Genomic DNA, 13,135 nt, shown 5'->3' with positions numbered 1-13,135 from the left:
GGTACGGGCGCTGCGCGTCCTACTCGACCACCGAGGGCTCGTCGTACTCCCCCTCGATCCGCACGTACTCCTCGAACCGCGCGAGCGGCGCCCCGCCCTCGGCGCGGAGCGCTCCCGCCATCGTCTCGCGCGCATCCCGCCCCTGCGGCAGCGGCGGCAGCAGCGGGGTGTCACGGTCGCTCACGAGCTGGATCACCGCGGGCCGACCGGCCGCGAACGCACGCCCCCACGCCCCATCGACGTCGTCGCGCGAGTCGACGACCTCGCCGTGAAGGCCGAGCAGCTCGGCGTACCGCGCGTACGGGAACGCCGGCAGCTCCTGGGTCACCGCGAACCGCGCCTCGCCCTCGACCTCGCGCTGCTCCCACGACACCTCGGCGAGGTCGCCGTTGTCGAGCACGAGCACGACGAACGTGGGGTCCGCCCACGACCGCCATCGGTCGGCGACGGTGATGAGCTCCGCGATCCCCGTCATCTGCATGCCGCCGTCGCCCGCGAGCACCACGGCGGCCCGGCCGGGGAAGGCGAGCTTCGCCGCGAGCCCGTACGGGACGCCGCATCCCATGCTCGCGAGCGTGCTGCACAGGTGCGCATCGGCGTTCTGCGGCAGCCGCAGCTGCCGCGCGTACCAGTAGACGACGCTGCCGACGTCGAGGGCGACCATCGCATCGTCGGGCAGGTGCCCGTTGAGCGCGCGCACGGCGAACTCCGGGTTGATCGCGTCACCGGATGTCTCGGCCCGCTCGTCCGCGATGCGCCGCCACTCGCGCACATGCTCAACGACTCGCTCCCGCCATCCTTCGGTGCGCACCTGCGGCAGGCGCACGGCGAGCTGCCGCAGGGTCTCCTTCGCGTCGCCGACGATGCCGACCTCGACCGGATAGCGCCGGCCGACCGCCCGGCCGTCGATGTCGATCTGCACCGCGCGAGCCTGCCCCGGCTCGGGATAGAACTCCGTCCACGGGTCGCTCGAGCCGACGATCAGCAGCGTGTCGCACTCGGCCATGACCCGCGCACTCGCGGTCGTGCCGAGGTGCCCCATGGTGCCGGCCGCGAACGGCAGCGACTCATCGACGAGCGGCTTGCCGAGCAGGCTCGTCACGACGGCGGCGCCGAGGCGTTCGGCGAGCGCGATCGCGTCGTCGACGCCGTGCCGCGCACCCTGGCCCAGCAGCAGCACCGGACGCTCGCCCGCGGCGAGCACCCCCGCGGCACGTTCGACCGCCATGGCGTCGGGCAGTACGCGCGGCGGGCGGTAGCCGACCGCCGAGGTCACGTGCCCGTGCTCGCCCGACGGCTCGGCGGCCGGCTCGTCCTGCACGTCGTGCGGGACGATGACGACCGTCGGCGACCGCGTCGCGAGCGCCGTCCGCACGGCCTGGTCGATCGCCGCCGGCACCTGCTCGGCCGAGACGACCATCGTCGCGTACTGCGCGGCGACATCCGCGAACAGGCGCAGCAGGTCGACCTCCTGCTGGTACTCGGTGCCGAGCACGGTGCTGACCTGCTGGCCCACGATCGCGACGACGGGCGCGCCGTCGAGCTTCGCGTCGTACAGGCCGTTCAGCAGGTGGATGGCGCCCGGCCCCTGCGTCGCCGCGACGACACCCACCCGGCCGGTGTACTTCGCGTGCGCCACCGCCATGAACGCGGCGTTCTCCTCGTGCCTGGCCTGCACGAACTGGGGCGCGTCCGGGGACCGGCGCAGCGCGAGCAGCACCCCGTTGATCCCGTCGCCGCTGTAGCCGAAGATGCGGTCGACGCCCCACTCGCCGAGCCGCGCCACGATCGCGTCGGCGACGGTCGCGTCGGCGCCGCCGCCCTGGCCTGCATCGTCCGTCGAAGCGTCCATCCGGTCACGTTAGGCACGATGGGCGACGGATGCTGCGGGGTTGACAGGGTTTCAGGGGCGGCGGGTCTCGGTACGGGCGCTTCGCGTCCTACTCGACCACCGCTCTCGGTGCGGGCGCTCCGCGTCCTCCTCGACCACCGGGTCTCGGTACGGGCGCTTCGCGTCCTCCTCGACCACCGGCGGGTCAGACCTCGCCGCGCGAGATCGAGACCATCTCGTCGCGCGGCACGACCTTGATGCGCGCGCGCTCCTCGGCCGACCCGAGCGCCTGCTCGTGCTCGTCGAGCCGGTGCCATCCGTCGAGGTCGGTCCAGCGGATGCCGCGCGAGTCGAGCAGCTCGACGATCGACTCCTCCGACGGCGACGACGGCCGCCACCAGTTGCCGAGGTCGTTGATGAGGTGCTTGATGGTCTCCATCGCGTCGGACTTCGTGTGGCCGATGAGCCCGACCGGGCCGCGCTTGATCCAGCCGGTCGCGTACACGCCGTACATCTGGCGCGACTGGCCGGTCTCCTTGTCGCGGATCAGCACCTGGCCCTCATGGTTCGGGATGACGCCGAACTTCTTGTCGAACGGGATGCCGGGCAGCGGCGAGCCGAAGTAGCCGACCGCGCGGTACAGCGCCTGGATCGGGATCTCGCGGATCTCGCCCGTGCCGACCACGCCGCCCTCACCGTCGGGCGCGGTGCGCTCGTACCGGATCGCGCCGACCCGGCCGGTGCCGTCGTCGACGATCTCGAGGGGCTTGGCGAAGAAGTGCAGGTGGAGGCGCCGCGACGCCTGGCCGGTCTCGCGCTTGCGCCACTGCTGCAGCACCTTGTCGATGACGAAGACCTGCTTGTTGCCGGCGACCGCGGCACGCGCGGCGTCGTCGTAGTCGAAGTCCTCGTCGTAGACGATCATGTCGACGTCGCGCAGCTCGCCGAGCTCGCGCAGCTCGAGCGGCGTGAACTTCACCGAGGTCGGGCCGCGGCGGCCGAAGACGTGCACGTCGGTGACGGGCGAGTCCTTCAGGCCCGCGTACACGTTCGCGGGGATCTCGGTGGGCAGGAGGTCCTCGGGGTGCTTGGCGAGGATGCGCGCCACGTCGAGCGCGACGTTGCCGTTGCCGATCACGCCGACCGACTGCGCCTCGAGCGGCCACTCGCGCGGGTAGTCGGGGTGGCCGTCGTACCAGCTCACGAAGTCGGCCGCACCGAACGAGCCCTCGAGCTCGACACCCGGGATGGTCAGCGACGCGTCGCGCACGGCGCCCGTGGCGAAGATGACCGCGTTGTAGTGCTGCTTCAGGTCGTCGAGGGTGAGGTCGGTGCCGTACCGCACGTTGCCGAAGATGCGGATGTCGCCGCGGTCGAGCACCTCGCGGAGGGCGGTGATGATGCCCTTGATGCGCGGGTGGTCGGGCGCGACGCCGTACCGAACGAGCCCGTACGGGGCGGGCAGGTGGTCGAAGAGGTCGATGGAGACGTCGAAGTTCCGCTCGGCCTTGAGCAGGATGTCGGCGGCGTAGATGCCCGCCGGTCCGGCGCCGATGATGGCCAGGCGCAGCTTGTTCCTCGTCACCTGCACGGTCCTCCTGTGATCAGCTCGATCGCTCGACGATGGTGTCGGCGAAACGCGTCAGCGCCTTCTTGACGCTGCCCTCCGGAACCGGCGCGAGCGCCGCGACCGCCTCGCGCGCCCACCGGTGGGCTTCGGCGAGCGTGGCGCGCGTGGCCTCGTGCTCGCGCAGCTCGTCGACGAGGGCGTCGATCGTCGCCCGCGACGGCACGATCCGCGAGGCACCGGTGTTGGTGTCCATGGGATCGTCGACGCCGATGCCGTCAGGCGGCAGGACGTCGCGGCGGATGCGCTCGAGCAGGTCGGCCGACGCGGCATCCGTCTTCGCCAGGTCTTCGAGGCGCAGCAGCGGCAGGGTCACGACACCCGCCCGCAGGTCGGTGCCCGGGACCTTGCCCGTCTCCTCCGGCTGCGGCGACAGGTCGATGACGTCGTCGATGAGCTGGAAGGCCACGCCGATCTTCTCGCCGAAGTCGACGATGGGCGCCTCGAGCGCCGGGTCGGCGTCGGAGAAGACGATGCCCGACTGCGCGGCCGCCGCGATGAGCGAACCGGTCTTGTCGGCCAGCACCTGGATGTAGTGCTCGATGGGGTCCTCGTCGGGGTCGGGCCCCACGGTCTCGTTGAGCTGCCCCAGCACGAGCCGCTCGAAGGTGTCGGCCTGCATGCGGATGGCGCGCTCCCCGAGCTTGGCCATGAGCTGGCTGGCGCGCGCGAAGAGCAGGTCGCCGGTGAGGATCGCGACCGAGTTGCCCCACACGTTCTGCGCCGTCGGCACGCCGCGGCGACGATCGGACTCGTCCATGACGTCGTCGTGGTACAGCGAGCCGAGGTGCGTGATCTCGATGGCCATGGCGGCAGTGACCACGTCGTCGACGACGCCCTTGCCGAGCTGCGACGTGAGGAGCGTGAGCATCGGACGCACGCGCTTGCCGCCGGCCTCGAGCAGGTAGCGCCCCGAGACGTCCGCGAGCGAGTCGGCGAAGCGCACCTCGTCGACGAGGCCGGCCTCGACCCGGTCGAGCCCGTCGTCGATGGCGTTCGCCATCGCCCGGTCGGCCGAGGACGCGAACACGCGCTCGCTGAGGCCGAGGTTGGCCGCGAGCTTCGACCCGCGGCGGACGACCGGATGGCTCGGATTCACGTCGCCAAGCCTACCGAGAGCGAGCCGAGCGGATGCTGCGAGCTTGTCGAACGCGAACCCGCCCACGCTCCATCGTGGCGGTCCCGGTGCGGGGCGCCGCGCGTCCTACTCGGCGGCCGTGCCCTCGGGCCTGCGCCCGCGGTGCAGCGCGACGATGCCGGCGGTGAGGTTGCGCCAGGCGACATCCGCCCACCCGGCCTCGCGGATCCACGCCGCGAGGGTGGGCTGGTCGGGCCAGGCGTTGATCGACTCGTTCAGGTACTCGTAGGCGTCGTCGTTCGAGCTCGACAGCTTCACCAGGGGCGGCATGATCACGCGCTGGTAGAAGTCGTACCCGGCGCGCACGATGCCGACGGGCGGGTGCGAGAACTCGCACACCACGAGGCGTCCGCCGGGCTTGGTCACCCGCAGGAACTCGGCGAGCGCGACCTTCGGCTCCTTGACGTTGCGCAGCCCGAACGAGATCGTGACCGCGTCGAACGACGCGTCGTCGAAGGGCAGGTCCATCGCATCCGCCTCGACGAAGACGAGGTTCGGCACGTGCGCCTGCCGGCGTCGGCCGACCTCGATCATGCCGGGCGAGAAGTCGGCGGCGACGACGCTCGCGCCCGACTTGGCGAGGCTCGCGCTCGAGGTGCCCGTGCCGGCGGCGACGTCGAGGATCCGCTCGCCCGGCTTCGGCGCGACCGCCTTCGTCGTGGCGACGCGCCACAGCGACGCGTTGCCCACCGAGAGCACGGTGTTCGTGCGGTCGTACCGCGCCGCGACCCGGTCGAACATCGCCGAGACGTCACGGGGGTCCTTGCCGAGGTCAGCGCGCGCCATGATGCGAGTCTACGTTTCGGCGCTGAGCGCCGCCGGGGAGCCGCGCGCCCGCTGTTCCCGCCCGAAACCGGGCATCCCCTGTCGGAACCCTGTGAGATTCCATGCAATGGGATGGACCACCGCGCCATCCGCGTTGGAATCACGTGACGGTCGCGGCGCACCTGCCGCCGCAGGACACAGGAGGAACGGCATGAAGGCCATCTGGAACGGCACGGTCATCGCGGAGTCCGACGACACGGTCGTCGTCGAGGGCAACCACTACTTCCCCCGCGAGGCGATCCGCCCCGAGTTCTTCGCCGACAGCGACAACCGCAGCGTCTGCCACTGGAAGGGCACCGCGAAGTACTTCCATGTCGAGGTCGACGGCCAGCGCAACCCGAACGCGGCCTGGTACTACCCCGAGCCCTCCGAGGCCGCAGCCGAGATCCGCGACCACGTCGCGTTCTGGCGCGGCGTCGACGTCGTCCCCGCGTAGCGGCCCGCGCCCGCGGCGTAGGCTGGTCCGGTGACGCGAACGGATGCCGCGGCGCCGGCCGACGCCCACACCAGCGCCCCCGCGCGACTGCGCGTCCGCACGGTCGCGGTCGACGAGACCGCGCCGCTCGTGCCGCGGCTCGACCCACGGCATCCGCTGCTCTGGATGCGCCGCGGCGAGGGCATTATCGGGCTCGGCGAGCTGCTGCGGATCGAGACCCGAGGTCCCGACCGCATCGCCGACGCCGCCCGCGAGTGGCGGCGCCTTGTCGAGCAGGCCGACCTCGACGATCGCGTCGGACTGCCGGGGTCCGGACTCGTGGCGTTCGGCGCCATCGCGTTCGCCGATCGATCCGCGGCGACGAGCGTGCTCGTCGTGCCGGAGATCGTGCTCGGCCGGCGCGACGGCCGCGCATGGGTCACGCGGATCGAGCGGCTCGACTCGGCGTCGGGCGAGCCCGCCCCGGTCGAACTGCCCGAACCCGCGCCGAAGCGCGACGTGCCACGGGTGCGGTTCACGCCCGGCGCGATGCCGCCGGAGGCATATACCGCGGCCGTCGGCGCCGCCGTCGCCCGCATCGACGGCGGCGACTTCGAGAAGGTCGTGCTCGCACGGGAGCTCGTCGGCGAGCTGCACGAGGACGCCGGGCTGCGCGCCGCGCTCGCGAAGCTCGCCGACGACTACCCCGACACGTGGGTCTTCGCGGTCGACGGCCTGATCGGCGCGAGCCCGGAGACGCTCGTGCGCGTCGACCACGGCACGGTCTCGGCGCGCGTGCTCGCCGGCACCGCGTCGCGCGGTCGCGACGCCGCATCCGACCGCGAGCAGGCGGCCCGCCTGGCCGCATCGCACAAGGACCTCGCCGAGCACGCCCTCGCCGTCGAGAGCGCGGTCGCCACGCTCGCGCCGCACACCGCGCGCCTCGACGCGAGCCCCGAGCCGTTCACGCTGCAGCTGCCGAACCTGTGGCACCTCGCGACCGATCTCAAGGGAACCCTGGGTGACGGCTCGAGCTCCCTCGACCTCGTGCAGGCGGTGCACCCCACGGCCGCCGTCGCCGGCACGCCACGGGAGGTCGCGCTCGCGGCGATCGCCGAGCTCGAGGGCTTCGACCGCGGTCGCTACGCCGGCCCGGTGGGGTGGATCGACGCCGACGGCGACGGCGAGTGGGCGATCGCGCTGCGCTGCGCGCAGGTCTCGCCGGACGGCACGGTCCGGGCATATGCCGGTTGCGGCATCGTGCACGACTCGGTGCCCGCCGATGAACTCGCCGAGACCGACATGAAGTTCCGTCCGATCGTCGAGGCGTTCGGGGCACCCCCGCCCTCCCCGCCCATCCCGTAGCCGGACCCGGTGGTCGAGGAGGCCGCGAAGCGCCCGTACCGAGACCCGGTGGTCGAGTAGGACGCGAAGCGCCCGTACCGAGACCCGGTGGTCGAGTAGGACGCGAAGCGCCCGTACCGAGACCTCAACTCGCCTCGAGCCGCGCCTTCTGCTCCTCCACGTCGAAGTCGGCGACGGGCCAGTCGAGGTTCATCGCCTCGAGGGCGTCGATGAGCAGGTGCTGCACCGCAAGCCGCGCGTACCACTTGCGGTCTGCGGGCACGACGTACCAGTGCGCGTGCGGCGTCGTCGTGCGGTCGAACACGAGCTGGTAGGCCTCGCGGTACATGGGCGCGAGCAGGCGCTCGTCGATGTCGCCGGGGTTGAACTTCCAGTGCTTGTCGGGGCGCTCGAGCCGTTCCATGAGGCGCTGCTTCTGCTCCTCCATCGAGATGTGCAGCATGACCTTGATGATCGTGACGCCCGAGCCGGTGAGCTCGGCCTCGAACTCGTTGATGGCGTCGTACCGCCGCTCGATCTCCTCGGGCGGCGCGAGTTCGCGCACCCGGGCGATGAGCACGTCCTCGTAGTGCGATCGGTCGAAGACGCCGATGAGTCCCGGGCCGGGCAGCTCCTTCTCGATGCGCCAGAGGAAGTCGTGCGCGAGCTCCTCCTCGGTGGGCTTCTTGAACGCCGCGAACTGCACGCCCTGCGGGTCGACGGCGCCCATGACGTGCCGCACGATGCCGCCCTTGCCGGCGGTGTCCATCGCCTGCAGCACGAGCAGGATGCGGCGCGGATCGCCGCCCATGCGGCTGCCCGCGAACAGCTGCTCCTGCAGCCCGGCGAGGATCTCCGCACCCTGGGCGAGCGACGCCTCGGCCGCGTGCTTGTCACCGTCGTAGCCCGGCGTGCTGCGCGGGTCGACCTCGTCGAGGCGGAACCCCTGCCGCACGCGCAGCTGGTCGGACGGGTCCTCGTTCCAGTACGTCTCCAGCCCCACGCCGGTCCCCTCTCGTCGCGGCAGCGGCGCCGCTCCCCCATCATCGGGGCGTGACGGATGCCGCGGCAAGGGTCAGCGCTCGAGCGGCACCTCGAGCAGGGTCGGCCCGGTGACGGCGGTGCCGAGCGCCTCGTCGAGTTCGCCGCGCGTCGACGCCCGCCGGTACTCCCATCCGTAGGCCGCCGCGAGTTGCGCGAGGTCGACCCGGTGGGGCGTGTACTGCACCCGGTCGAACGCCTCGGCCGGGGCGGATGCCGCCACTTCGAGCGCGTCGAAGATGGTGCCGCCGCCGTCGTTCCCGACGATCACGAGCACGCGCGGGCGGGGTTCGCCCTCGCCCAGCAGGAGCGAGCCGACGTCGTGGAGCAGGGTGAGGTCGCCGATGAGGGCGCGGGTCGTGCCGTGCGCGTGTTCGCCGGCCTGGCTCGCGACGGCGATGCCGAGGGTCGTGGCGACGGTGCCGTCGATTCCCGCGAGCCCGCGGTTGGCGTGGGCGAGGATGCGGCGGCCGGGCACGACGCGGTCGGCGTCGCGGATCAGTCGGGACGCCCCGAAGACGAGCCGGTCGTGCGGCCACGTCGCGGCCCACAGCGACTCGACGAGCATGCGCCGGTCGACGGGCTGTCGGATCCGCGCGAGCTGGTCGCGCAGGTAGCGACGCTGGGCGGCGAAGTCGGAGACGTGCCCGGTCTCGTCGACGCCGCTCCGGATGGGCTCGCCGTCGGCACCGTCGGTCTCGGGTCGCCCGTCCGCCGCGTCGAGCAGCATGCGACTGGCCCGCACCCACCGGCCGGTCCACGCGCGCTCCTCGGCGGTGGGCTCGTGCGGTTCGACCGCGACGGCTCGCTCGAACCGGTCGACCGCGTGCCCGGGGTTGAACCACTCGATGCCCCACGGCGCCACGGCGATCGCCTCGACGTCGCGTCGCTGCACGAGCGCGGGCATCTCGCGCGAGAGGGTCGGATGGCCGAACACGATCGCCCGCTCCACCTCGTCGCCGAAGCCCGGCTCCGTCAGCAGCTCGCGGTACGCGACGACGAGGTTCGGTCCGAAGTGCGCCCCACTCGTCACCTCCGCGAGGAGCGGCCATCCGCCGGCGCGCGCGAGCTCCTCGGCCTCCGGGCCGGCTCCGGCGCCCGCGACGACGACGGTTCGGGGACCGTGCGCGAGTCGGGCGACGTGCAGGCCGGTGCGGTCGGCGTCGGCGGTGCGGGTGACGGATGCCGCGGCATCCGCCCTCGGCACCTCGCCCGCGGCGAGCGCGACCGGCGTCGACAGGGGCTCGCGCAGTTGGAGGTTCAGGTGCACCGGACCCGGGCCCGGGCGCGGCACGAGCCCCCCGTCGGCGTCGACGCCGATCGCGGCCCGGTACGCCTCGCGCGCGAGGGCGGTCGCGGCATCCGCCTCGCCCGCGCGCCCCTCGGGCGCCTCGACGTCGCGCTCGAGTCGCACCGCCCCTGCGAGCATGCCGGGCTGCACGGTGGTCTGGTTCGAGCGGATGCCGCGCAGCTCGGCGGGCCGGTCGGCCGTGGCGAGGATGAGCGGCACGCCCGCGTGGTGCGCCTCGAGCACCGCCGGGTGCAGGTTGGCCACCGCCGTGCCGGACGTCGTGACGACCACGGCCGGGCGCCCCGTCTCGACGGCCAGGCCGATGGCGAGGAATCCGGCCCCGCGCTCGTCGATGCGCACGTGCAACCGCAACGCGCCGACCCGCTCGAGCTCGGCCGCGGCGAGTGCGAGCGCTTGCGACCGCGACCCGGGCGCCACGACGACGTCGGTCACGCCGAGGCGGACGAATTCGGAGAGCAGGGCGAGCGCCGATGCCGTCGCCGCGGAGGCGACGGCGGGCGCGTCACGCATTCGGCCGGCCCGAGCCGCCGGGCTCGCCGGGGTTGTCGTTGCCGTCGGGGCGGCGACCGTCGGTGCCGAGCGCGTCGTCGGGGTGCTCGCGCGTGTCGGGCGCGTCGGAGTCGAGCTCGGCCAGCTCCTGCTCGAGCTTGCGGATGCGCTCCTCGTGCGCCGCATCCTCGCGGAGGCGACGCAGGAACTCGGGGTCGTCGTCGGGCGCGTTGCTGCGGCGTCCTCCGCCGCGGCCGAACTTCAGCGGTCGGCCGCGACCGACCAGGAACCAGAGCGCGCCGCCGATGACGGGCACGAGAAGGATCACGACGATCCACCATCCGCGCGGCAGCCCGCGGATGCGGGACCGATCGAAGAGGGCGCAGTCCACCACGGCGTAGATCGTGAAGACGACCACGGCCACGATCGCGATCACCCAGAAGCGGACCATGTCCTGATTCTAGGCGCGCAGCATCACGGTCGGCTGGGAGCGGTCACCCAGAATCGGGCTCCTACACTGATCGGGTGAACGCGCTCCCCCTCTGGCTCCGATACACGCTGCTCCGCGTGCTGCTGTTCGCGGCGCCGCTCGCCGTGCTGCTCATCGCCGGGGTCACCCCGTGGATCGCCGTGCTCGTCGCGGCCCTCTTCGGCTTCAGCGCGTCGCTCATCTTCCTGCGCCGCCAGCGCGAGCAGCTCGCGACCGACCTGTACGCCGCGCGCCACCGCGAGGCGCCGGTCACCCGCGACGACGACGAGGTCGAGGATGCCGCGGTGGACGCGTCGACCGTCGATGCGTCGACGGCCGACGACGAGCGCCGCTCGTCCGAGTAACGGCATCCGCTACAGCGCGAAGACGAGCCCCAGCCCGACGCCGTAGGCGAGGGCGGTGAGGCTCGCGAGCTGCAGTGCCGAGACGAACTCGCGCGGCGTGCGGCCCCACCCGACGATGACGCACGCGGGGATCGCGGCGAGCAGCGCGAAGAGCACGAGCGTCGCCGTCGGGTACACGAACGACCAGAACACGACCAGCCCGAACGGCAGCAGCAGGAACACCGCGAAGAGGATCCGCGAGACGAGCGGGCCGACGAGCACGCTCAGGGTGCGCTTGCCCGCCGCGCGGTCCTGGTCGATGTCGCGGAGGTTGTTGGCCATGAGCACCGCGCACGCGATGAGGCCGACGCCGGCGCCGCCCGTCCACGCCTCGAGGTTCACGTCGAGCGCCTGCACGAACGCCGACCCGGCCGTCGCGACGAGGCCGAAGAACACGAACACGAACAGCTCACCCAGGCCGGAGTAGCCGTACGGCCGCTTGCCGCCCGTGTAGAACCAGGCCGCGACGATCGCCGCCGCGCCGACGGCGAGCAGCCACCACTGCTGCGTGAGGACCACGAGCACGAGCCCGGCGACGGCCGCGATGCCGAAGAAGACGAGCGCGACCGCGAGCACCCGCTTGGGCGGCACGAGGCCCGAACCGGTCAGCCGCGACGGGCCCACGCGGTGCGCGTCGGTGCCGCGGATGCCGTCGGAGTAGTCGTTGGCGTAGTTCACGCCGACCTGCAGCGCCAGGGCGACGATGAGCGCGAGCACGAACCGCCACGGGTGCCACGGCTCGTCGACGAACGAGAGCATGAGCACGCCCGCACCGGTGCCGAGTGCGACGGGGGCGATCGCGAGCGGCAGGGTGCGCAGGCGTGCCCCCGCGACCCAGTCGCGCCAGGTGATCGGGCCGCGCTGCACGGCGGGCGCGGTCGCCGCCTTGGCCGGGTTGCCGGAGCGCCCCGGAGGACGGCCCTTCGACGGGGTCTTCGACGCCGCGATCTTCGCGGACGGGTTCATGCGCTGGGGTTTCGGGCGTGCCACCCCGACATCGTATTCGGCGCGTCGCCGCCGTTCGAGACCGCGGCGCGGGCGAGGGCGGATGCCGCGACCCGGTCGGGCTTGCCCGACGCGAGCCTCGGCAGCTCGCCCGCGGGCGGGCGCAGCACGAGCACGGGGCGTGCGGCGGGAGGGAGGCCCGCGGCATCCGTCGCCGTTCGCAGTGCCGCCAGCGCGTCGGAGCCGGGATCGGCCGTCGCCGAGACGACGATCGCGACCCGCTCGCCCCACACGGGATCGGGCACGGCGACCGCGACCGCGTCCGCGAAGGCGGGCACCCCCTGCACGGCCCGCTCGACCTCGCCGAGCACGACCTTGACCCCGCCCGACGTGATCACGTCGTCGGCGCGTCCGCGCACGCGGAGCACGCCCTCGGCGTCGATCGAGCCGAGGTCGCCGGTGCGGTACCAGCGGAGGCCCGCGGCATCCGTCGCGAACGCGGCCTCCGTGCGGGCGGGGTCGTCGAGGTAGCCGTCGGCGAGCGTCGGTCCGCCGAGCTCGAGCTCGCCGTCGACCGTGCGCGCGAGCACCCCCGGCAGCGGACGACCGTCGTACACGCAGCCGCCCGCCGTCTCGCTCGAGCCGTACGTGCGCACCACCCGCGCGCCGAGGGCAGCGGCCCGGTCGACCAGGGCCGGATCGACGCGCTGGCCGCCGACGAGGATCGCCGCGTACCGCCCGAGGTCGCGGGCGAGGTCGCCCGACGGATCGGCCTCGGCGGCCCCGACCACGCGAGCGAGCTGCACGGGTACGAGCGACGTGTACCGCGGCAGGGCATCGCGCAGGCGCATGAGGCGCGCCGTCGCGGCCGCGAAGCCCTCGGCGGTGAACGGCTCGCCCGGTGGCATCGCCGCGGGCGGGGTGCCGGTGACGATGCCGCGCACGAGCACCTGCACGCCCGCGATGTAGTGCCCCGGCAGCGCGAGCAGCCATCGGCCGTGTCCGCCGAGCACCGCAGCGGAGGCCTCGGCGCTCGCCCGCAGCGCGTCGGCCGAGAGCAGCACGCGCTTGGGCGCCGCCGTCGAGCCCGAGGTCTCCACGACGACGGCCACGCCGTCGCCCACCTCGGCGACCGGCGTGGGCGCGGTCGCGGCGGCGGGCTCGGCACCGGCGGGCTCGGCGGCCGGCACGGGCCAGACGGCGGGGCCGCCGGCGAGCGCCTCGGCGAGCAGCGCGCGCAGTGCGGCGACCTCCGTCACCGGCACCTGCAGCAGCGGCTTCATCGCGGCATCCGT

At 73.3% G+C, this 13,135-nt stretch carries 12 protein-coding genes; 3 read left to right on the top strand and 9 right to left on the bottom strand.

The annotated features are described in order from the left end of the window. Positions 1–19: 19 nt before the first annotated feature. The 4 genes from M1L56_RS02670 to M1L56_RS02655 form a co-directional block, all read right to left on the bottom strand. Positions 20–1,852, bottom strand: a complete 1,833-nt coding sequence (locus tag M1L56_RS02670) for a thiamine pyrophosphate-requiring protein (RefSeq protein WP_248598053.1) — start codon at positions 1,850–1,852, stop codon at positions 20–22. A 184-nt stretch (positions 1,853–2,036) separates the two neighbouring features. Continuing rightward, positions 2,037–3,416 (bottom strand): FAD-dependent oxidoreductase, encoded by a 1,380-nt coding sequence (locus M1L56_RS02665; RefSeq protein ID WP_248598052.1) that lies wholly within the window; start codon positions 3,414–3,416, stop codon positions 2,037–2,039. A 19-nt stretch (positions 3,417–3,435) separates the two neighbouring features. Next, positions 3,436–4,557 carry a polyprenyl synthetase family protein gene (locus tag M1L56_RS02660; protein WP_248598051.1) on the bottom strand — a complete coding sequence of 374 codons (1,122 nt, stop codon included), beginning with the start codon at positions 4,555–4,557 and terminating at the stop codon, positions 3,436–3,438. A gap of 105 nt (positions 4,558–4,662) precedes the next feature. Next, positions 4,663–5,382: a demethylmenaquinone methyltransferase gene (locus M1L56_RS02655; protein WP_248598050.1), complete on the bottom strand. Its 720-nt coding sequence runs from the start codon at positions 5,380–5,382 to the stop codon at positions 4,663–4,665. Positions 5,383–5,572: 190 nt separating this feature from the next. Here M1L56_RS02655 and M1L56_RS02650 point away from each other — a divergent pair, with 190 nt between their 5' ends. Together M1L56_RS02650 and M1L56_RS02645 are read left to right on the top strand one after the other, a co-directional pair. After that, a complete protein-coding gene (locus M1L56_RS02650) occupies positions 5,573–5,857 on the top strand; it encodes a DUF427 domain-containing protein (RefSeq protein ID WP_067950319.1) in 285 nt (94 codons plus the stop codon). Between the two features lie 30 nt (positions 5,858–5,887). Next, on the top strand, positions 5,888–7,201 hold the full coding sequence (locus tag M1L56_RS02645) for an isochorismate synthase (RefSeq protein WP_248598049.1): 1,314 nt from the start codon (positions 5,888–5,890) through the stop codon (positions 7,199–7,201). A 124-nt stretch (positions 7,202–7,325) separates the two neighbouring features. On the opposite strand, the gene M1L56_RS02640 is transcribed toward M1L56_RS02645, so the two are convergent. From M1L56_RS02640 to M1L56_RS02630, 3 genes are all read right to left on the bottom strand, one after another. Continuing rightward, complete coding sequence (locus M1L56_RS02640) at positions 7,326–8,183, bottom strand: PPK2 family polyphosphate kinase (protein WP_248598048.1); 858 nt, start codon at positions 8,181–8,183, stop codon at positions 7,326–7,328. Positions 8,184–8,255: 72 nt separating this feature from the next. Beyond that, the gene (gene menD, locus M1L56_RS02635; protein ID WP_248598047.1) at positions 8,256–10,043 is read right to left on the bottom strand and encodes a 2-succinyl-5-enolpyruvyl-6-hydroxy-3-cyclohexene-1-carboxylic-acid synthase; all 1,788 of its coding nucleotides are present in this window, start codon (positions 10,041–10,043) and stop codon (positions 8,256–8,258) included. Next, positions 10,036–10,473, bottom strand: a complete 438-nt coding sequence (locus tag M1L56_RS02630; protein WP_248598046.1) for a PLD nuclease N-terminal domain-containing protein — start codon at positions 10,471–10,473, stop codon at positions 10,036–10,038. Before M1L56_RS02630 ends, menD begins: the two co-directional genes overlap by 8 nt. A gap of 74 nt (positions 10,474–10,547) precedes the next feature. Between M1L56_RS02630 and M1L56_RS02625 the strand changes: the two genes are divergently transcribed. After that, a complete protein-coding gene (locus M1L56_RS02625; protein WP_248598045.1) occupies positions 10,548–10,856 on the top strand; it encodes a DUF4229 domain-containing protein in 309 nt (102 codons plus the stop codon). A gap of 9 nt (positions 10,857–10,865) precedes the next feature. Here the strand turns inward: M1L56_RS02625 and M1L56_RS02620 are convergent, their stop codons facing one another. Together M1L56_RS02620 and M1L56_RS02615 are read right to left on the bottom strand one after the other, a co-directional pair. After that, on the bottom strand, positions 10,866–11,861 hold the full coding sequence (locus M1L56_RS02620; protein ID WP_282573162.1) for a 1,4-dihydroxy-2-naphthoate polyprenyltransferase: 996 nt from the start codon (positions 11,859–11,861) through the stop codon (positions 10,866–10,868). Further along, positions 11,858–13,123 carry an AMP-binding protein gene (locus M1L56_RS02615; protein WP_248598043.1) on the bottom strand — a complete coding sequence of 422 codons (1,266 nt, stop codon included), beginning with the start codon at positions 13,121–13,123 and terminating at the stop codon, positions 11,858–11,860. The genes M1L56_RS02620 and M1L56_RS02615 overlap by 4 nt, the downstream gene beginning before the upstream one ends. Between the last annotated feature and the right edge of the window lie 12 nt (positions 13,124–13,135).

Source organism: Agromyces sp. C10 (genome assembly GCF_023217995.1).
GTDB classification, from domain to species: domain Bacteria; phylum Actinomycetota; class Actinomycetes; order Actinomycetales; family Microbacteriaceae; genus Agromyces; species Agromyces indicus.
This window is presented reverse-complemented; position numbering and strand designations above follow the sequence as displayed.

What these genes read in the sequence shown, in the direction of transcription:
- M1L56_RS02670 (WP_248598053.1), bottom strand. Translation starts at nt 1,852, where the DNA reads ATGGACGCTTCGACGGACGATGCAGGCCAGGGCGGCGGCGCCGACGCG.
- M1L56_RS02655 (WP_248598050.1), bottom strand. Translation starts at nt 5,382, where the DNA reads ATGGCGCGCGCTGACCTCGGCAAGGACCCCCGTGACGTCTCGGCGATG.
- M1L56_RS02650 (WP_067950319.1), top strand. Translation starts at nt 5,573, where the DNA reads ATGAAGGCCATCTGGAACGGCACGGTCATCGCGGAGTCCGACGACACG.
- menD (WP_248598047.1), bottom strand. Translation starts at nt 10,043, where the DNA reads ATGCGTGACGCGCCCGCCGTCGCCTCCGCGGCGACGGCATCGGCGCTC.
- M1L56_RS02630 (WP_248598046.1), bottom strand. Translation starts at nt 10,473, where the DNA reads ATGGTCCGCTTCTGGGTGATCGCGATCGTGGCCGTGGTCGTCTTCACG.
- M1L56_RS02620 (WP_282573162.1), bottom strand. Translation starts at nt 11,861, where the DNA reads ATGAACCCGTCCGCGAAGATCGCGGCGTCGAAGACCCCGTCGAAGGGC.
- M1L56_RS02615 (WP_248598043.1), bottom strand. Translation starts at nt 13,123, where the DNA reads ATGAAGCCGCTGCTGCAGGTGCCGGTGACGGAGGTCGCCGCACTGCGC.